Genomic DNA, 19,374 nt, shown 5'->3' on the forward strand with positions numbered 1-19,374 from the left:
ATAAAGGAGACAAGGCACTCATGGACGCTGTGACCCAGGTCCCCGCGCCGGTCAACGAGCCGGTCCACTCCTACGCCCCGGGCTCCCCGGAGCGTGCGCGCCTCGAAGCCAAGCTCAAGGAGCTGGCCGAGAACCCGATCGAGCTCACCATGACCATCGGTGGTGCGAAGCGGATGGGCGGCGGCGAGCCGTTCACCGTCGTCCAGCCGCACAACCACCAGTCCGTCATCGGTACCGGTGCGCACGCCACGCAGACCGACGCCCAGGACGCGATCGACGCCGCGTTGGCCGCAGCCCCCGCCTGGCGCGCGATGTCCTTCGACGACCGCGCCGCGATCATCCTGCGCGCAGCCGAGCTGCTCTCCGGCCCGTGGCGCGAGACCATGGCCGCGTCGACCATGCTCGGCCAGGGCAAGACCGCCCAGCAGGCCGAGATCGACACTCCCTGCGAGCTGATCGACTTCTGGCGCTTCAACGTCAAGTACGCCCGTGACCTGATGGCCGAGCAGCCTCCGGCCAACTCCCCGGGCGTCTGGAACCGGATGGACCACCGGCCGCTCGAAGGCTTCGTCTACGCGATCACGCCGTTCAACTTCACGGCCATCGCGGGCAACCTGCCGACCGCCCCGGCCCTGATGGGCAACGTGGTCGTCTGGAAGCCGTCCCCGACGCAGACCCACGCGGCCGTCCTGCTCATGGAGCTCCTCACGGAGGCCGGCCTGCCCAAGGGCGTCATCAACCTGGTGACGGGCGACGGCGTCGCGGTCTCCGAGGTCGCGCTGAACCACCGTGACCTCGCGGGCATCCACTTCACCGGTTCCACCCCCACCTTCCAGTACCTGTGGAAGACGGTCGGCGAGAACATCCACAAGTACCGCACCTACCCGCGCCTGGTGGGCGAGACCGGCGGCAAGGACTTCGTGGTCGCGCACCCCAGCGCCGACCGCGCCGTGCTGAAGACCGCGCTGACCCGCGGCTCGTTCGAGTTCCAGGGCCAGAAGTGCTCGGCCTCCTCGCGTGCGTACATCCCCGCATCGATCTGGAACAGCGGCTTCCGCGAGGAGTTCGCCGCCGAGGTCGACTGGATCACCATGGGTGATGTCACGGACCTGTCGAACTTCATGGGCGCCGTCATCGACGACCGCGCGTTCGCGAAGAACAAGGCCGCGATCGACCGCGCCAAGTCCGACCCGACCTGCACGGTCATCGCGGGCGGCACCTACGACGACTCCGTCGGCTACTTCGTACGACCCACGGTCATCGAGTGCACCGACCCGGCGAACGAGGTCTTCACGACCGAGTACTTCGGCCCGATCCTCGCCGTGCACGTCTACGACGACAGCCAGGACGGCTCGTACGACGCGATGCTGGAGCAGATGGAGTCGGCTTCCGACTACGCCCTGACCGGCTCGGTCATCGCGTCGGACCGCGCGGCGGCCGCGCACACGATGGAGAAGCTCCGCTACGCGGCGGGCAACTTCTACATCAACGACAAGTCGACCGGCGCCGTGGTCGGCCAGCAGCCCTTCGGCGGCGGCCGTGCCTCGGGCACCTGCGACAAGGCCGGCGCCCCCCAGAACCTCCAGCGGTGGACCCTGACCCGGGCCATCAAGGAGACCCTGGTCCCGCCGACCGAGTACACCTACCCCCACCAGGGCTGATCCCCGGCTCACCCCTGAGACCCCGCCCCCTCCCGGTCCCCCGCCGCGAGGGGGCGGATCCATGTCGGGCCATGCCGGGCTGTGCTCCCCCGGACCGTTGTGCCGTGCGGGTCGCCGTAATTCCGGTGGCCCGCACGGGCGGTGACGGCGCACCCTTGCCGCATGGCAGAGAAGATCACCGGGCCCGGCACCCACGCACAGCCCGCCACGGACGCACCGCCCGCCACCGAACCGAAGCACCGCATCCGCGCGCTGCACACCGAGTCCACGGTCACCGTCTACCAGGCGTACACCCCGTCCATCGGCCTGCCCGCGGCCCGCGACGGCCGGTTCCCCGCGGCCTGGAAGCGCGACCGGATGACCTGGATCAAGCCCTCGTTCCTGTGGATGATGTACCGCTGCGGCTGGGCGGCGAAGGAGGGCCAGGAGACGGTGCTGGCCGTCGAGATCAGCAGGTCCGGGTTCGACTGGGCGCTGCGGCACGCCTGCCTCTCCTCGTACGAACGGGCCGTCCACGCCGATCAGGCCTCCTGGAAGCGGGAGTTGAAGCGGTCCCCGGCGCGTGTGCAGTGGGACCCGGAACGCGACCTGTGGCTCAGGCCGCAGCCGTACCGCTCGCTGCAGCTCGGTCTCTCCGGTGACGCCGCCCGCCGGTACGCCGACGAGTGGACCGTGTCGATCACCGATGTGACCCCGCTGGTCCACCGGATCCATGCGCTGGTCCAGGCCGGTGACGAGACGGGAGCGGCGGCGCTGCTGCCCGGCGAGCGGCCGTATCCGGTGCACGGCGGGCTGCTCTCGGCCGTGCTTCCCCGCGATACCGACCGCGATACCGACTGCGATACCGACCGCGGTACCGACCGCGGTACGGACGGGCCCGGCGGTGCGGGTGGTACGGGCAGCGGGGGTGGTACGGGTGCCATCGGCGGCCCCCGTGCGGAAGCCCGGCCATCCCCAACAGGGGGCGTACGGTGAACCGTTCGGGGGGCGCGCGACGTCCTTCGTACGGGGCGCGCGCCCGCCGTACCCGGGCGCCGGGCCCTCTCGCCGGCCGGCCTGCCGGCGCACCGCAGTCAGGGGGAGAACGCCGTGGATCCCGCAACACTCGCCACTAAACTTGCCTCAAGTGTCGTCGTGCCACTGGTGAAGAAGCTGTTCGTCCAGGAGGGGCCGGGCGCAGGGGTGGTCGACCGTCCCGTACGGATATCCGGTCTGGTCTCGTTCCGGGGCGAGAAGCGGACGCTCGACGAACAGGACCTCGCCGGACTCGCGGAGACCCTGGTCGGACGGGCACTGCGGTCCGCCGCACCGGGGGAGCGGCCCATCGGCGCGGACGAGGAGCAGGCGGTCGCCGACGCGGTCTCCCGGACGCTGGGCGCGCTGGGCGCGATCGAGATCGACGATCTCCAGGCGGTACGGCTGGGCACCAGCGAGTTCGCGGGCCTGCTCTGCGCCGCCGAACCCGGGGCCGACCGGCAGCTGTCCGCCGACGGAGCGCGGTTCCACGCGGCGCTGGTCGAGACGGCCTGTCTGCACATTCTGCACTTCTTCACCCAGCGCTCCACCTTCGTCGCGTCGACCCTCGTGGAGCAGACCCGCCAACTCGCCCTGCTGAGCGAGCAGATGGACACGCTGGCCCGGCGGTTTCCCGAGCAGACCGGCGAGGACGCCGCGTTCGAGGAGCGGTACGCGCGGGACATCATCGCGGGCCACAACCACCTCACCATCTTCGGGATCGAGCTCGCCCACTCGCCGGACAGCTGGCCGCTGGACACCGCCTACCTCAGCCTGGAGGCGGAGTTCGGCGTCACCGGGGCGGCGCCGCCGCAGCCCGCGCTCCCGGCCGAACAGGCGCTCTCCGGCCGGGACCGGGTGCTGCTGCGCGGGGTTGCCGGTTCCGGGAAGACGACGCTGGTGCAGTGGCTCGCGGTGGCGATCGCGCGCGGCACCCTGCCCGCGAAGCTGGACGGGCTGCGTGGCCGGGTGCCCTTCGTGCTGCCCGTACGGCGGTTCGGCGAGGGCGGATTCCCGGTACCCGACGACTTCCTGTCCGCCGCCCGCTACCCCCGCGCCGGCTCCCAGCCGACGGGCTGGGCCGACCGTGTCATGTCCGACGGGCGGGCGCTGCTGCTGGTCGACGGCATAGACGAGTCGTCCGAGGCGGACCGCGAGCAGCTCCGCCACGAACTGCGCCGGCTGCTCGCCCTCTACCCCGGCAACGTCTGGCTGCTGACCTCGCGGCCCTCCGCCGTACGGGAGAACTGGCTGGCCTCAGAGGGCTTCACCGAGCTGATGCTCTCGCCGCTCAGCCGCGAGGGCGTCGCCGCGTTCATCCAGCGCTGGCACCGGGCCGCGCGGGAGGGGGCCACCGATCTCGACCGGCTCGAACACTACGAGCAGACCCTCCTGGGAGCGGTCCGGCTCAACCGCGATCTGGGCCGGCTCGCCACCAACCCGCTGATGTGCGGACTGATTTGCGCCCTGCACCGGGACCGCCGCGGCTATCTGCCGCGCGGCCGCAAGGCGCTGTACGACGCCGCACTGTCCATGCTGCTCGAACGGCGCGACCGCGAACGCGACATGCACCCCACCGACGGCATCGACCTCACCCAGGAACCGAAGGTCCAGCTCCTCCAGAAGCTCGCCCACTGGATGCTCGTCAACGGCCGTTCGGAGATGGACCGTTCGGTCGCGGTGGACACTCTCGCCCAGTATCTGCCGTCCATCCCGCACGCGGCGGAGCAGGGCGGCCCCGAGGAGATCTACCGCCATCTCCTCAACCGGACGGGCCTGCTGCGCGAGCCCACGCACGGCTCGGTGGACTTCGTGCACCGGACCTTCCAGGACTATCTGAGCGCCCGCGCCGCCGTGGAACGGCACGATTTCGACTTCCTGATCAACCACGCCCACCAGGACGACTGGGAGGAGGTGATCCGGATGGCGGTGGCCCTGGCCAGGCCCGACGAGTGCGCGTACCTGCTGGACGGACTGGTCGCCGCACGCAAGGGCGCGCGCCCGGTGGAGTCCCGGCACCGCAAACTGCTCGCCGCGGCCAGCCTCGAACACGCGACGGAACTCGATCCCGCCGTACGGGCCAGGGTCCACCGCTACACCCGGGACCTGGCCAGGCCGACCACGCTCGAAGGGGCCCGCGCGCTCGGCTGGATCGGCCCGATCGTCCTGGAGATGCTGCCGGACCCCGCCACGGTCTCCGACGAGGAGGCGCACCGGCTCGCGGTCACCGCCACATCGGTGGCCGACGACCGGGCGATCGGGTATCTGGTCCGTATGCGGGACCGCTCGTCCTGGGCTGTGCGCTCCCAGCTGGCGGGTGCCTGGCGGCGCTATGACACCGACACCTACGCGGACGAGATCATCGCCCATCTCGGCGAGGACGGACTGGACTTCCCCGTGTCGGACATCTCCGAGCTGCACGCGCTGCGCCGGCTGGGCGGACGGTCGCGGGTGCAGATCTCCGGGATGTTCACACCGGACCAGCTGCTCGACGGGATCGTCGCCGAACGGCTCACCAGGCTGTGGCTCGCGTACGACCTGGGGGTGGGCCTCACCTGGCTGAGCGCCTTCCCGCACCTCACGACGCTCCAGGTGAGCAGCGGGGTGGTGCGCACCCTGGACGGGGTACCGGAGGGCATCGAGATCGTCCCGGTGTGAGCCGGTGTGAGCCCCTGTGACCCCGTGAGGGCGGGCAGGGTACGCGAGTGATGAAAATGTGCCGGATTAGTGACGGTCCGGTGGATGCGGGCAACTTCATTCGTCATTCGAGCATCCAAGGGCTGATACGCGTTCTGGAACCCATACAGGAGAATCACCTTGCGCCACCGCATCAGCTCCGTGTCCGCCGTGGCTGCAGCCCTGCTCGCCGTAGCCCTCGCACCAGCCGTCCAGGCACATGCCGACGACGCGGACGCCCCGGCTCTCGTGGTGTCCGAGCTGTCCAGCGATCCGTGGAAGCCGGGCGAGGTCCGGACGGACTCCCTGACCTTCACCAACCAGGGCAAAGCAGCCGCCGACGGCGTCACGGTGCGGCTGCGGATCACGCGCGGTCTGGCCTTCCCCGAGCACGTCGCCGGCTGTACGTACTCCACCGACAGCGACCAGGTGTCCGTGGCGCTCTGCCACTTCGACAAGGTCCTCGCACCCGGTCAGCACTTCACCACGCCCATCAACTTCAAGGTGCTGCCGAAGGCGCTGATGGAGAACGTGGAGTACGGCACGGGCACCACAGGCGGCGACCCGGCGTCAGGTTCGACCGCCCTCAGCTACCGCTCGCTGGCCGTCACCGCGGACAGCACGGCCGACCTCGCCGCGGTCGGTGACACCGCGAAGGGCAAGCCGGGCGACCAGGTCACGGTCACCGCCGGCCTGCGCAACGACGGCCCGGGCTGGATCGACAACAACACCAGCGACGACCAGCCGGCGGTGATGGTCGACATCCCCAAGGGCACGACGGCCGTCGAGGTCCCGAAGGACTGCCAGCCGTTCGCGATCGACGGCCCGAGCGGACCTTCCGCGCCCGGCAAGCGGAAGTACGTCTGCCTGCCGCCCGACCACATATACGAGGTGGGCTCGCTCCACGCGTACAAGTTCGTGCTGAAGATCGAGAAGGGCGCGAAGGACACGTCGAGCGAGGTCAAGGCCACCTCGGCGTACGACATCCACCCGGTCTTCGACAAGAACCCCGCCAACGACAAGGCGAAGCTCGTCATCGACGTCACGGGCTCGGGCTCGGGCTCCGGTTCGGGTACGGGTTCGGGCTCCGGCTCGTCGGGCGGCTCCAACGGCGGTTCCTCGACGGGCGGTTCGACCACGGGCACGACCGGCGGTCCGAGCACCGGGGGCAGGGGTACGTCGGGCGGCACCCACACCCAGTCCACCGGCGGCACGGGCACCGCGTCCACGACGGGTGCCGCATCCACGACGGGCGGCGACGCGACGGGCACGATGGCGTCGACCGGCGCCGGCAACACCCCGCTGATCACGGGAGCGGGGGCGGTCGCGGTGGCACTGGGCGGCGGCCTGGTATTCGCTCTGCGCCGCAGGAACGGCGCCAAGGTGCGGTAGGCCCGTAGGGCAGGGTCCTGAAGAGCCTTCGAGGGTGCGCCCCGGATTTGCTCCGACATCTATGCGAAGTCGGGGCGAGCCGGGGCGTTCTGGTATGCGGGCCGGGCGGCGTGAACGGCGTTGGCACTGGCGAAACCATGGACACGACAGATAGCGTCATGAGGTCCGAGGGGGATGCTCTGCCATGCTCGCAGCTTCCGCCTCGTCCACCTTCACTTGCTTGATCACCGATACTGGGGGATGTAGATGGATCCGGATGCCGGTAAGGATTTCCAAGGCATCAACCCCGACAAACTCGGCGATCTCATCAAGTCGGTCAACACCAACTCGGGTGACGGTGCAGCGGCGGGACAGCCGCACATCAACAGCTGGATGAGCCACGCGCGTCGCCTCCAGATGGACACGTCCCGCCTGACGAAGATGACCGGTCACCTCACCTGGGCGCACGGCCAACTGCCCATGCTCCGGCGTCGCCACAGTCTGGCAATGGACGAGGAGAAGGTGGACAAGGACGCGGGGCTGGGCGGGGGGATGGTCACAGCCGGAGCGGGCGAACTGGGCAAGTACAAGACGCAGGCTGCCGCCCAGAAAGCCGCGAAGAAGGACGCCAAGGCGTACAAAGACGGCGACATGGACCTTGATGAGTACATGAAGATGCTTGCGGCCAACGAGACGGACCCGGACTACTGCAAGGCCGCGATGGCTGAGCTCGGCGACACCGCGCTCTATCAGCTCCAGGACGGCCCGGCGATGTACGACCCGGGTAACCCGGACGCCGGCATATCCGTCCTCGCTACGACGGTGGCCACGGCCATGCGGAACGGGACCACATTCAAGGACGAGAACGGCAACGAGGACCTCCAGCATCTTTCGGGCCTGGTCGGACATGCCAGCTTCCCGTCGGACGTAGTGGCGAACCTCGGCAAGCAGTGCCTCAACCCGGGCAACTACATGTATGGGGAGAAGGTCTGGGAGGCGATGGGCGAGGAGCCTGCGGCCGCCACGAAGTTCCTCCACGACAACATGGACCGCATTCCGGGGTGGATGAAGGACGACTCTGATCACCACGGGGGGATGCCTGACTTCCAGGCGAAGGCGTTTGCGGGGGTCATCGCGGCGGGGACGCTGGACGGTATGGGTGCCGACGCGGATGTTTCCGCAGACAACACCAAGAAGCTCATCCAGTACTACGCCAAACATCCGGGCGAGCACACGCATTCAGAAGTTCAGACGGTTTTCGCCAAGGATATTACTCATTACTTCTCCGATCTGCAGACCGCGCTGACTGACCCCGGATATGAAGACAACGGTCACCTTCTCGATCTCGGAAAGGGGCACGTTGCTGTCGCAGCAAGCGACTGGCAGGCGTTCACCACCGAGGCAATGCAGGATCCAAAAACGGGGGCGAAGCTCCTCGTCTATGCCGGGCGTCAAGCAGATGATTTTGCCCGCGCAAATAAAGGTAACCCCATAGACGCGCGTGCAAGCGGAATGATTGAAGGGTTTTTCAGTCAAGAAGCAAGTAACGTATACAACAAGATGGTGGCTGATCACAAAGAAGGCGCTGATTCCTGGAAAGAGAAATTTACGGAACAGGCCAACACTGTCGCTGAGACTGCGCTCGATGTGGCCCTAGAGCCGCAAGACGCAGCAAAATCAGTAGCTGTCGCTGCCGCCAAGGACGCGATTGGCCTCGCGGTGGGGGCCTTCTGGTCAGGTGGCGAACCGCCGAAACCGCCCAATCCGCCAAAAATTATTGGCTGGGATCATGAATGGCAGCAGGAAGCCTCGACTCAGTATGAAAGTAACAAGGAGCTGGGGGATCCGAAGAAGTATGCGAAAGAATACAATTGCCCGGGATTCCTTGATGATGAAGGCGTGTTGCGGCTGTCCGGAAATGCAGACCAGCAGATGGCGCAGCGGAAAGCATACAACGCCTGGTTGAAAGATCCTGAAGTTGGTCTCTCTATTGCAGGGGTGCATAATTCATTCGGCCAGCGTGCTCAAGGTCGCGACGATGGCGAAAAGATAGCGGGTTAGCAATGAAGCGTCCATGGTTGCCAATGTTTCTCACACTGGTCGTGTTTGCGAGCGCCTGCTCGGGCGGGCGCGACGAGCCGAACTCGGCCGAAGGGAAGAAGCTGGCCAGCGACTCGCAGCGGTCCGTGACGGAATCCTACTGGAAACTTTATGATTCCATTGGCGATACGGTGACCAGGTCTCCTGCTCAGGGATACTTCAAGAGGTGTGACGGCGATCGAGATGATTCACTGATCTACATCATCGAATCTGTTCTCGACCCCAAGGTGAAGAGTCCAGAAAAGATGTCACGTGAGCACTTCACGGATGCGGTTGCCAATCGATTGGCTCATATCGATTGGCATTTTAAGGCATCCGGCGGGACTCGCTCCGCGTCAAAAGATGGCATAAGCGTCGAGATGCTGCCATCGACGATCAACGACAGGACGGTTGCGTTCCACGTACAAAGTAAATGCATTGATCTGGGCGCGGTTGCGAAGGAAATTGAGTCCAATTCGTCCCGTGTGACTGTTCGTCGGAACGCGCAGTAGTAAAGCGTGTAACCTCTGGGAGGGTTCAATGGGTGGCAAATCAGAAAAGAAAGTCCCCAGCCCCATCTGGCAGGAGCTGGACGCTCTCTGCAAGGAGGTGTCCAAGGACATCGCTTCCGTGGCGGACGCCCTCAAGGCAGCCGACAAGCAGATGGCCGGCGGGAAGGGGGAAGTCTGGGTCGGGAAGAACGCCCGGGCCTGGGGGAGCGATCTGCACGGTGCCAACACCGATCTGTCCAAGCAGGCGCATGGCTTCCTCGCGGATGTGCAGCGCCAGCGCGCCGCTCACCCCAAGGAGGTCACGGAGGCCGAGGCCGACACCGAGCGGCGGATTCTCGCCGGGCGGATGGGCTGAACGTCTGTATGGCCGGTGCTAGTACGATCCCCTGACTCAAAGAACCCTCGCCTCACCGGGAGTTACCAGTGAACCGCAGTCGTGCCCTGCCCGCCGCCGTATCCTTCGCGGCGGCCGCTGCCCTGTTGCTGACCGGCTGCGGAGGTGGGGACAAGGGCTCGGGCAACGACAAGATCGCGGGCGCGGATGGCGGGGGAGCGAAGAAGACCGCGGCACCGAGCAAGCCTGCGCCGAGCAAGGCGCCCGGTATCGACCGGCCGGATGTGAAGCTTCCTGGAGACGTCAAGTTCGTGTTCCCCGTGTCCCATCTGACGGATCCGGGCCAGACCGCCGCCTTGGGTGATGCGGAGAACTTCATCCGCGCCATCGAGCACGGAATCGTCAAGCAGGACAAGGACGATGCTGCGTACAAGTTCTACTCCGAATTCCAGAGCCCTGCCCAGGAGTACGCGCGGGACCAGATCGCCCAACATGTCGAGGCGGGTATGACCGTCACCGGCGAGAGGAAGTACTACGAGCCCAAGGTGCAGTCGGTCAACGGCAAGAAGACCGCCGTTGTCACTTTCTGCAGTGACGGTTCGAAGCTCTACAGCAAGAACGTCAAGAGCGGCGCTGTCACCCGAACCACCAAGAGCGTCAAGGACTTCTACTTCTGGCAGATCGGCATGAGTGCTGCGGACGGCGTCAATGGCCTCTGGCGCGCCAAGGAGATCAAGGTGCAAGCGGAGGCCGCGCAGTGCATGTGAAGGTGATACACAAGCCGGTCCTGGTTTCGGTCATCAGTTGTTCGATGCTGTGGGCAGTCGCTGCACCAGCCAGTGCGGAAGACATCATCAGTGGAGCCAAGGGGACTAAGCACCCCAACCAGACCATCGCCGCCCAGGCATCCATCAAGTACCACTCGTCCGGCAATGGCGGAGGCCATTCCGGCCCGTTGGCTTCCACCGACTCCAACTGGACCCCGCCCGCGTGCTGGTACGCCCCGGAGTGGTCCGCCACTGAATTTCAGCAGTTCCGGCAGGGCGTCTATGTCTCGGCTGTTCATGACCCGGACCTCCCCAATGATGTCCGGGGGGAAATCTCTGACCAGAACCAGAAATACGCCGGCGACAACTACAACATTGACAAGGAGAAAGAGGGGATGTGGTGGGGTCCCCAGTTCAACGACGACGCCTCACTTGCCGACCAGATGAAGTGCGACAAGGACCCCTTCTGGGTCAAGAAGGGTGAGACTCCCGACGTCCCGGAGGCCATCAAACCCGAGACGCTCGCCGGACTCGCCTACCAGCAGATGCAGGTCCCGGGGACCAAGGTCAGTCTCGCTCCGGCCGGTGCCAGTAAGGTCAATCTGCCGACCTGGGCATGGCTGGACAAGGCCGATTTCAAACCCATTTCGGTCACCGCCTCACTCGACGTCGGCGGCTTCCACGCCGAGGCGACGACGACGGCCACGGCGGACTCGCTCAGCCTGGACCCCGGCACCGACGACGCACAGGTGCTCCCCGAGTCCGGTCGGTGCGCCATCAACGGCGACGGTTCCATCGGCGAACCGTATGCGCGAGGGAAGGGAAACCAGACTCCGCCCTGTGGCGTCGTCTACCAGCGCTCTTCCGGCGGCGGCACCTTCGATCTGCGGTCCACCGCCACCTGGAAGATCAGCTGGACAGGAACCGGGGGCGCGGGAGGCGACCTTCCCGATGGTGAGTACGGCGATGACCAGCCAGTCACCGTTCAGGAGATTCAGGCCGTCAACCGCTGACCCTCCTCCCGTACCGGGATAGCCCGAGAGGTCCGCGACGGTGGCCGCCACTCCTCTCCGGGCCTGTCGCGCGAGCGCGGCGCGGCGGTGAGTTCGTCGGAATACCCCGTCTTGGCATGTCCCCTGTTCATGGCATGCCCCCGGTTCCCCCGGATACAGCGTGCTGTGCACAGCCGCGTGGAACTCCGGCCAGGAGGCGCTCTGTTCGGCGAGCGCCTTTCGGCCCGCTCAGGTCAGGCGGTAGTAGCGCCGGCCCGGCCCCCGCTCCGTGGCACGGAACTCCCCGGTGGCGGGACCGGCCTCCTCCAGTCTGTTCAGTACCGGATAGAGCGTCCCGCCCTTGATCTCGCCGAGTCCGGCGGCGGCGAGCGCCCTGGCGATCTCGTATCCGTAACTCTCGCCGCCGGTGAGGCAGGAGAGGACGAGGAGGTCCAGGACGCCCTTGAGCCAGCTGGATCTGCGGTCTGCGGCCATACCGGCAGTGGACCACTGCCCAGGTAGGGGTGCGGTCCAGGTGGGGAAGCCGATTCATGATCGCGTCTCAGATAGTAGGAAGTCCGAGTAATTGTGCAGACAGGACAGCGCGGCTCCTTTAGCTTGAGAGGAGCCGAACGTCTCGCTCGACCCAGCGACTGGCGGTCGTGAGCAGCGCCTGAAGCAGGTAACCCCTGCGGCGCCGGCTCCCCGCCTCCTCCGGCGCATCGATATCCCCCTTGCTTCAAGGAGTCGATCCCCATGGCCGAGACGACAGTCCGCCGCGTCCGTCACACCGCCCGCGCAGCACGTTCGGGCGAGTCCGACCGCAAGAACGCGGCAGCCGCCCTCCAGCGCGCACTCGACCGCCGTGACAACGGCGGCTCCACCGGGCACTGACCTGCCCGCCCTGATCGCTTCGCACACGCGCAACCGCCCCGCGCCGTACGGCACAGGGCGGTCGTGAAGCGGTGGTAGAGGTGGAAGAGATATCAGGTCACGGCCGGTGGCCCGGGGTCAGCGGCCGCGGCGGATCTCGAAGTGGTCGATGCGCTCGCCCGATTCGGCGAGCGCGCTGACCTTCAGCGCCGCCTGCGGGCCTGCCGTCACCTCCACCGCGAGGAACGAGTAGCCGGTGTACCGCACCCGCGACCACTCCACGGTTTCGGGCGCCTTCGCACCGCCCTTGACCCAGTGGTAGGTGGGCACGCTCTCCTGCTCGTGGAGGTGTCCCTCGTAGCTGTCGGGCGCCGGGAAGTCGTACAGCGACTTGCCCGCACCGCCCGCCGTCACATACACGATGCCGTCCCGCGTCGGGTCCGTCCGCTCACCGATCGGGACCTTGCGCGCGACCTTGTTCCGCAGGATCGCGTCCGTGCGCTCGTACACGTGGTTGTGGCCGTTGATGACCAGGTCCACCTGGTGCTTCTCGAAGAGCGGCACCCACTCCTCGCGCACCCCGCCCTCCGACGCGTGCGAGTTCGTCGTCGAGAACGCGCAGTGGTGGAAGAAGATCACGACGAAGTCGACGTCGCGGTTCGCGCGCAGCTCGCCCAGGCGCCGGTCGAGCCAGCGGGTCTGCTTGCCGCCGCTGATGCCGAAGTTGGCGGGGATCTCGTACGAGACGTCGTTGGCGTCCAGCGCCACGACCCCGACGTTGCCGTGCACGAACGAGTACACGCCGGGCTGGTTGACCGGGTCGGGGCCGTTGTCCGGCAGCGTCCAGCGGGCGTTCTGGCCGCCGTAGCCGTCGGGGGAGTACCAGGCCTCCATGTCGTGGTTGCCGGTGGTCACCATCCACGGCACCGTCTTCGCGACGGTCTCCGTCTGCGCCAGGAACTGGTCCCAGGTGCGCGCGTCGTACGTGTCCGTCTCCTGGCCCGAGCCCGACGGGTCCGCGTAGCAGATGTCACCCGCGTGCAGGTGGAACGCCGGGTTCTGGCCCAGGATCAGCTGGTCGTTGCCGAGTGCGTGGTAGCTGACGCCCTGGTCGCCGAAGGCCGTGAAGGTGAAGGACTCGGCGCGCGACGGCGCGGTGCGGAAGGTGCCGAGGGTGCCCACGTTGCGGTGGTCGGCCGGGTCGAACCCGTCGTGCCCGACGCCGTAGTAGTACGTCGTCCCCGCCCGCAGCCGGTCGAGTCCGGCGTGCACGTAGAACTGCTCGGCGGCGGCGATTTTGCCGCCGTTCAGGCTGGGCGTCGTCAGATGCCGTACCTCGGCGCTGATCTTCCGGCTCAGGTCCGACGGCGAGGTGCCGATCCGGATGTACGGCCGCTTCACCGCGAACGGGACCTGCCAGGAGACCCGCATCTGCGTCCTGGGGTCGGCGCCGTAGGCGAGGTGCCTGCCGAACGGCGCGACCAGCGAACCGTCGACGGCCGGCGTCGAATGGGCGGGGCGGTGCGCGGGCGCGGGCGCGGCATACGCGGACTGCGTGCCCAGCGCGGTGCCGGTTCCGGCTACGGTGACCGCGGCACCCGCCGCGGTCGTACGGAGCACCCCGCGACGGCTGAGCCGGGTGCGAAGGTACTCGTGCTGCTCGGCCATGCTCATCCGGCCGGCGAGCTTCTCGGGGATACCGAAGCGAGGTGTGTCCATGGCCGACAAGGTGCCTGGTCGGCCTGACACGCTCCTGCCGTACGGGTGAACGGCGCCCGTACAGCAGATCACATGTCCGGATAGTGGACACCACATGTCATCCCCTGGGACGCGCAGTAGGGTGCCGTCATGTCTCGCAGCCTCAATCTCGCAGTGATCCCCGGTGACGGCATCGGCCAGGAAGTCGTGGCCCAGGGCCTCAAGGTCCTGAACGCGGTCCTTCCTCAGGATGTGAAGCTGGAGACCGAGGAGTACGACCTCGGCGCCCAGCGCTGGCACCGCACCGGTGAGACCCTCCCGGACGCCGAACTGGAGTCGCTCAAGCAGCACGACGCGATCCTGCTCGGCGCGATCGGTGACCCCTCGGTGCCGTCGGGCGTCCTGGAGCGCGGTCTGCTGCTCAAGCTCCGCTTCGCCTTCGACCACTTCGTCAACCTCCGCCCCTCGAAGCTGTTCCCGAACACGGCCACCCCGCTCGCCGGCCGCCCGGACATCGACTTCATCGTCGTCCGCGAGGGCACCGAGGGTCCGTACACCGGCAACGGCGGCAGCCTCCGCACCGGCACTCCCGCCGAGATCGCGACCGAGGTCAGCGTGAACACGGCGTACGGTGTCGAGCGGGTCGTCCGTGACGCGTTCGCCCGGGCCCAGGCGCGCCCGCGCAAGAAGCTGACGCTGGTGCACAAGAACAACGTCCTCGTCTACGCCGGCCACATGTGGAAGAACATCTTCGACAAGGTGGGCCAGGAGTTTCCGGACGTCACCACCGACTACCTGCACGTCGACGCCGCGACGATCTTCTTCGTCACGCAGCCCGAGCGCTTCGACGTCATCGTCACCGACAACCTCTTCGGCGACATCCTGACCGACCTCGCCGCTGCCGTGACCGGCGGCATCGGCCTGGCGGCCTCCGGCAACATCAACCCGACGGGCACCTTCCCGTCGATGTTCGAGCCGGTGCACGGTTCGGCGCCCGACATCGCGGGCACCGGCAAGGCCGACCCGACGGCCACGATCCTCTCCGTCGCGCTCCTGCTGCGCCACCTCGGCCACGAGTCCGAGGCCGCCCGCATCGAGGACGCGGTCTCCGCGGACCTCGCGGAGCGCGGTACGGAGTCGCGTACGACCGACCAGATCGGCGACGCGCTCGCGGTACGAGTAGCGGGCTGACCCGTCGACTGATACACCACAGCCGCCGGGTCTCCCAGACACCCGGCGGCTGTGTTTTGCGGTCCCCGGGTGCGACCATCGAATCCTGGACCGCATTCATGCCTTTCATCCGCGGCCACCCACGAGCGATAATCGGACGTGGGGCCGCGGTATGTGGGGAAGCTCGGACGTCCTAGTAGTGGCGTGAGCGCGGTCCGTCACAAACAACCGGTGAAGGACATACCACTCATGACGACGCTCCCGATCGAGCTCAAGCCCTCTTCCAACCCGTTGTCCGACGCGGAGCGGGAGGCGCTGCTGGCCCATCCCGGATTCGGCCGCCATTTCACCGACCACATGGTGACCATCAAGTGGACGGAAGGGCGCGGCTGGCACGACGCGCAGCTCGTTCCGTACGCGCCGCTCTCCCTGGACCCGGCGAACATGACCCTGCACTACGGTCAGGAGATCTTCGAGGGGCTCAAGGCGTACCGCCAGCCCGACGGATCGGTCGCGACCTTCCGCCCGGAGGCCAACGCCAAGCGCTTCCAGCTCTCCGCCCGCCGCCTCGCCATGGCAGAGCTGCCGGTCGAGACCTTCCTCGACGCGTGTGACGCGCTGGTCCAGCAGGACAAGGCATGGGTTCCGGCGCACGGCGGTGAAGAGTCCCTCTACCTGCGCCCGTTCATGATCGCCACTGAGGTCGGTCTGGGTGTGAAGCCCGCCAACGAGTACCTCTTCATCGTGATCGCCTCGCCGGCCGGCGCCTACTTCGAGGGCGGCGTCAAGCCGGTCTCGATCTGGCTGTCCGAGGACCGGGTGCGCGCCGTGCCCGGCGGCATGGGCGAGGCCAAGACCGGCGGAAACTACGCCGCGTCCCTGCTGGCCCAGGCCGAGGCCGCCGCCCGGGGCTGTGACCAGGTCGCCTACCTCGACGCCGTCGAGCACAAGTGGGTCGAGGAGCTGGGCGGCATGAACCTGTGCTTCGTGTACGGGGGCGGGGACGGCCGCAAGCCGAAGATCGTCACGCCGAAGCTCACCGGTTCTCTCCTTGCGGGTGTCACCCGCGACTCGCTGCTGTCCGTCGCCCGCGACCTCGGCTACGAAGCGGAGGAGAGCCGGGTCTCCATCGACCAGTGGCGCCGTGACACGGAGAACGGCTCGCTCACCGAGGTCTTCGCCTGCGGCACGGCGGCGATCATCACACCCGTCGGCACGGTGAAGTCGGCCGACGGCGAGTGGAAGCAGGGGAACGGTACGCCCGGCGAGGTCACGCTGGCGCTCCGGGCCGCGCTGCTGGACATCCAGCGGGGGATCGGCGAGGACAAGCACGGGTGGATGCACCCGCTGGGCTGACCGGCCCGGCTGTCCTCCCGGGGCTCCGCCCCGGACCCCGCTCCTCGAACTCCCCCAGCTACCGCTGGGAGGTGCCCCCGGAGGGGCTTGGAAGCAGAACAAGCCCCTCCGGCGACCGACGGCTGAGGTCACCCCTCGCCGAGCGCCGTCTCGATCAACGCGCCCCAGGCCAGCACCCGTTCGTCGTCCCCCGCCGCTCCCACGCACTGGAGCCCCAGCGGCAGCCCGTTCCCCGCGTGTCCCGCCGGGAGCGTCAGGGACGGCAGCCCCGCGTTGCTCCAGGGGAGGCACATGACAGAGCTGCCCGTCGTGGTCAGTCCCACGGGGGCCGGGCCGGTCGCCGACGGTGTGATCCACAGGTCGGTGCCGGCCATCGCCGCGGCCATCCGGTCCCGGAACGCGACCCGCTCCCGCTGTGCCCGGACGTACTCCACCTCCGTGATGCCCTGGCCCTCCCGGATCGCGCGTACCGTCTCGGGCCGGTAGAGCGCGCCGTACTCGGCGAACCACTCGGCATGAGTGCGGGCCACCTCGTAACGGTTCATCGTGAAGAGCTGGGCCCTGACCTGCTCGAAGTCGGCCATCACCGGGATGCGCCGCACGGTGAACCCGGCCGCGAGCAGCCGCTCCACCCGGGTCGCGAAGACATCGAGTGCCTCCGGTTCCGCGCACTCCAGATACGGGCCTTCGGGGACCGCGAGCACCGGCAGGCCGGGCGGCCGGTGGTCCGCGCCCGTGGGCGGCTCGTACGGGTGCCAGTTGTCGCAGACCGCCGCGAGCGCGGGCACCAGCCCTGCCACGTCCGCCGCGAAGAGGCCGAGGGTGTCGAAGCTCGGGGCGTTCGGGATGACGCCGTCCACCGGGATGCGCCCGTACGTCGGCTTGAAGGCGGCCACCCCGCAGTAGGCCGCCGGGCGGATCATCGAGCCGACCGTCTGGGTGCCCACGGCCAGCGGGACCATCCCGGCCGCGACCGCCGCCGCCGAGCCGCTGCTCGATCCGCCGGGTGTGTGCGCGAGGTTGCGCGGGTTACGGGTCGGTCCCGGGGCCAGGACCGCGAACTCGGCCGTCACCGTCTTGCCCGCGATCACCGCTCCCGCCGCGCGCAGCCGGTCGACAACGGTGGCCGGCCGCCCGGCCAGGGCTTCGGGCGGGAGGGCCGAACCCGCCCCGGTGGGCAGGGTGTCGACGTGGATGATGTCCTTGATGCCGACCGGGACGCCGAAGAGGGGCGGCCGGTGCGCGGGGTCGGGCCAGCGGGCTGTGACTGCCGCCGTCTCGGCCGCGATACGTGCGGTGCGGCCCGGTTCGGGGACGAAAGCCTGTATCTCACGCTCCATGGGCCATGACGCTACAACTCCGCGAGCGCTCCGGCAGGGGTCTCGGAAGGGTCCGCCGGGGCCGCCGCCGGACTGCCGGCCGTGGCGGTGCGCCGGGTGAGGGCGGCGTAGACCAGCCCGCCGATCGCACCGGAGAAGAGGAAGCTGCAGTCCACCCCGCCGGTGAGGTGCAGCAGGGGGCCCTCGTAGAACGGTGTGGAGACCGCGCACAGGCCCACGGCCGCGCCGGCCGCCCAGGCCACCGACGCCCGGACGTTCCAGCCGGAGCGGTACCAGTAGACCCCGCCCCTGGACCGGCGGTTGAAGACCTGGAGGGCCTCCGAGTCGTACTGGCCGCGGCACCGGACGTAGCCGATGACGGTGATCACCGCCCAGGGCGTGCCGATCGCCGTGAGCAGCAGTACGAACGAGGTCATCGCCGACTGGGCGTTCCAGGCGAAGTGGCCGACGAAGACGAAGAGGGTGGCGACACCGGCCACCACCAGGGTCGCCCGCGCACGGGTGGCGCGCGGCAGGATCGCGTCCAGGTCCAGGCCCATCGAGTACAGCATGAGACCGGCGTTGCCGACCGACCCCGCGGACGCCGCGAGCAGCAGCGGGATCAGGTACCAGCCGGGCGACGCGGTGACGAGCGGCCCCGCGAAGTCGACGGCCGAGCGGGCGGCGAGTGCGGTGTACGTGCCGAAGAGCTGGGGGACGAGCAGCCCGAGTATCAGGCCGAAACAGGTGGCGGTCAGGACGGCGCGCGAGGTGTGGCGGCGTGGCGAGACATAGCGGGTGTAGTCGCCGAGGAGGGTGATGAAGGCGATGGGGCCGCTGAGCCCGGCGGCGACGGCCGAGAGGAACCAGGTGGGCCAGAAGGAGCCGAGCAGATACCCGGTGTGGGGGGCGGCCGCGGTGGTGAAGTGGGGGGCGTACGCGAAGAGCCCCAGCACCAGCAGGAGTGTCATACCGATGGCGAGCGCCTTGCTGAGGCGCAGCAGGATCCGGTACCCGTACACCGCGCCGGTGACGGTGAGGGCGGCGAGCAGCGCGTAGACGATGGCGTGCATCAGGCCGTTGTCCGGCAGTCCGGTCAGCCGGGACAGGGTCCCGATCATCACGTCGCCGCCGGTCCAGAGAGTCAGCGACGTATAACCGAGCGAGAGCAGCAGTCCGACGATCGAGCCGATGAGCCGGCCGCGTACGCCGAACTGGGCGCCGCTCGATGTGGAGAGGTTGGTGCCGGTCCGCAGGGAGACCAGGGCGAGTGGTGCGGTGAGGAGCGTTCCGACGATGGTGCCGGAGACGACAGAGGTGACGGCCGGCCACAGGCCGAGGCCGAAGGAGACCGGCAACCACCCGAAGATGATCACGCCCAGGCAGAGGTTGGACCCCAGCAGGATGCTGATGAGATCGCGCGGGCCGCTGGTTCGCTCCGCGTCCGGGATGGTGTCGACTCCGCGCTGTTCGATCGGCACGAGGTACCTCTCCGCTCGTCTGTTTGAGTGCCGCTCAATCTGATGCCTTCCGGTTTGGCATGTCAATGGTT

14 protein-coding genes and 2 pseudogenes are annotated in these 19,374 nt (G+C 68.1%); 12 read left to right on the plus strand and 4 right to left on the minus strand.

Translation table 11 applies throughout. The annotated features are described in order from the left end of the window. Positions 1 to 20: 20 nt before the first annotated feature. The 9 genes and pseudogenes from pruA (at position 21) to OHB13_RS26950 (ending at position 11,427) form a co-directional block, all read left to right on the plus strand. Positions 21 to 1,661 (plus strand): L-glutamate gamma-semialdehyde dehydrogenase, encoded by a 1,641-nt coding sequence (pruA, locus tag OHB13_RS26910; RefSeq protein ID WP_328378774.1) that lies wholly within the window; start codon positions 21 to 23, stop codon positions 1,659 to 1,661. A 162-nt stretch (positions 1,662 to 1,823) separates the two neighbouring features. Then, a pseudogene (locus OHB13_RS26915) lies at positions 1,824 to 2,462 on the plus strand (DUF4291 domain-containing protein); the annotation flags it as partial. A gap of 288 nt (positions 2,463 to 2,750) precedes the next feature. Next, complete coding sequence (locus OHB13_RS26920; RefSeq protein ID WP_401601656.1) at positions 2,751 to 5,333, plus strand: NACHT domain-containing protein; 2,583 nt, start codon at positions 2,751 to 2,753, stop codon at positions 5,331 to 5,333. Between the two features lie 159 nt (positions 5,334 to 5,492). Continuing rightward, on the plus strand, positions 5,493 to 6,743 hold the full coding sequence (locus OHB13_RS26925) for a hypothetical protein (RefSeq protein WP_328378776.1): 1,251 nt from the start codon (positions 5,493 to 5,495) through the stop codon (positions 6,741 to 6,743). 246 nt (positions 6,744 to 6,989) lie between these two features. Next, the gene (locus OHB13_RS26930; RefSeq protein ID WP_328378777.1) at positions 6,990 to 8,783 is read left to right on the plus strand and encodes a hypothetical protein; all 1,794 of its coding nucleotides are present in this window, start codon (positions 6,990 to 6,992) and stop codon (positions 8,781 to 8,783) included. A gap of 23 nt (positions 8,784 to 8,806) precedes the next feature. Continuing rightward, the gene (locus OHB13_RS26935; protein ID WP_328378778.1) at positions 8,807 to 9,313 is read left to right on the plus strand and encodes a hypothetical protein; all 507 of its coding nucleotides are present in this window, start codon (positions 8,807 to 8,809) and stop codon (positions 9,311 to 9,313) included. A gap of 28 nt (positions 9,314 to 9,341) precedes the next feature. Beyond that, positions 9,342 to 9,668 (plus strand): hypothetical protein, encoded by a 327-nt coding sequence (locus OHB13_RS26940; RefSeq protein ID WP_328378779.1) that lies wholly within the window; start codon positions 9,342 to 9,344, stop codon positions 9,666 to 9,668. Positions 9,669 to 9,736: 68 nt separating this feature from the next. Beyond that, positions 9,737 to 10,414: a hypothetical protein gene (locus OHB13_RS26945; protein WP_328378780.1), complete on the plus strand. Its 678-nt coding sequence runs from the start codon at positions 9,737 to 9,739 to the stop codon at positions 10,412 to 10,414. Further along, positions 10,405 to 11,427, plus strand: coding sequence for a hypothetical protein (locus OHB13_RS26950; protein WP_328378781.1), 1,023 nt, complete (start codon positions 10,405 to 10,407; stop codon positions 11,425 to 11,427). Before OHB13_RS26945 ends, OHB13_RS26950 begins: the two co-directional genes overlap by 10 nt. A 147-nt stretch (positions 11,428 to 11,574) precedes the next feature. On the opposite strand, the pseudogene OHB13_RS26955 reads toward OHB13_RS26950, so the two are convergent. Further along, positions 11,575 to 11,901: pseudogene (locus OHB13_RS26955) on the minus strand (PadR family transcriptional regulator); the annotation flags it as partial. A gap of 261 nt (positions 11,902 to 12,162) precedes the next feature. Between OHB13_RS26955 and OHB13_RS26960 the strand changes: the two are divergent. After that, positions 12,163 to 12,300, plus strand: a complete 138-nt coding sequence (locus OHB13_RS26960) for a hypothetical protein (protein ID WP_203599203.1) — start codon at positions 12,163 to 12,165, stop codon at positions 12,298 to 12,300. Positions 12,301 to 12,417: 117 nt separating this feature from the next. On the opposite strand, the gene OHB13_RS26965 is transcribed toward OHB13_RS26960, so the two are convergent. Next, on the minus strand, positions 12,418 to 13,998 hold the full coding sequence (locus tag OHB13_RS26965) for a purple acid phosphatase family protein (RefSeq protein WP_328378782.1): 1,581 nt from the start codon (positions 13,996 to 13,998) through the stop codon (positions 12,418 to 12,420). A 129-nt stretch (positions 13,999 to 14,127) separates the two neighbouring features. Between OHB13_RS26965 and OHB13_RS26970 the strand changes: the two genes are divergently transcribed. Next, the gene (locus OHB13_RS26970; RefSeq protein ID WP_266852669.1) at positions 14,128 to 15,168 is read left to right on the plus strand and encodes a 3-isopropylmalate dehydrogenase; all 1,041 of its coding nucleotides are present in this window, start codon (positions 14,128 to 14,130) and stop codon (positions 15,166 to 15,168) included. A gap of 228 nt (positions 15,169 to 15,396) precedes the next feature. After that, a complete protein-coding gene (locus tag OHB13_RS26975) occupies positions 15,397 to 16,503 on the plus strand; it encodes a branched-chain amino acid aminotransferase (RefSeq protein ID WP_266852667.1) in 1,107 nt (368 codons plus the stop codon). 128 nt (positions 16,504 to 16,631) lie between these two features. Here the strand turns inward: OHB13_RS26975 and OHB13_RS26980 are convergent, their stop codons facing one another. Both OHB13_RS26980 and OHB13_RS26985 read right to left on the minus strand, forming a co-directional pair. Then, positions 16,632 to 17,843, minus strand: a complete 1,212-nt coding sequence (locus OHB13_RS26980) for an amidase (RefSeq protein ID WP_328378783.1) — start codon at positions 17,841 to 17,843, stop codon at positions 16,632 to 16,634. A gap of 11 nt (positions 17,844 to 17,854) precedes the next feature. After that, complete coding sequence (locus OHB13_RS26985; RefSeq protein WP_328378784.1) at positions 17,855 to 19,303, minus strand: cytosine permease; 1,449 nt, start codon at positions 19,301 to 19,303, stop codon at positions 17,855 to 17,857. Positions 19,304 to 19,374 lie beyond the last annotated feature (71 nt).

The sequence above is a fragment of the Streptomyces sp. NBC_00440 genome (genome assembly GCF_036014215.1).
Classification (GTDB): Bacteria; Actinomycetota; Actinomycetes; order Streptomycetales; family Streptomycetaceae; genus Streptomyces.

Coding starts and splice junctions, on each gene's coding strand:
- pruA (WP_328378774.1), top strand. CDS start 21: ATGGACGCTGTGACCCAGGTCCCCGCGCCGGTCAACGAGCCGGTCCAC.
- OHB13_RS26930 (WP_328378777.1), top strand. CDS start 6,990: ATGGATCCGGATGCCGGTAAGGATTTCCAAGGCATCAACCCCGACAAA.
- OHB13_RS26935 (WP_328378778.1), top strand. CDS start 8,807: ATGTTTCTCACACTGGTCGTGTTTGCGAGCGCCTGCTCGGGCGGGCGC.
- OHB13_RS26940 (WP_328378779.1), top strand. CDS start 9,342: ATGGGTGGCAAATCAGAAAAGAAAGTCCCCAGCCCCATCTGGCAGGAG.
- OHB13_RS26960 (WP_203599203.1), top strand. CDS start 12,163: ATGGCCGAGACGACAGTCCGCCGCGTCCGTCACACCGCCCGCGCAGCA.
- OHB13_RS26965 (WP_328378782.1), bottom strand. CDS start 13,998: ATGGACACACCTCGCTTCGGTATCCCCGAGAAGCTCGCCGGCCGGATG.
- OHB13_RS26970 (WP_266852669.1), top strand. CDS start 14,128: ATGTCTCGCAGCCTCAATCTCGCAGTGATCCCCGGTGACGGCATCGGC.
- OHB13_RS26975 (WP_266852667.1), top strand. CDS start 15,397: ATGACGACGCTCCCGATCGAGCTCAAGCCCTCTTCCAACCCGTTGTCC.
- OHB13_RS26980 (WP_328378783.1), bottom strand. CDS start 17,843: ATGGAGCGTGAGATACAGGCTTTCGTCCCCGAACCGGGCCGCACCGCA.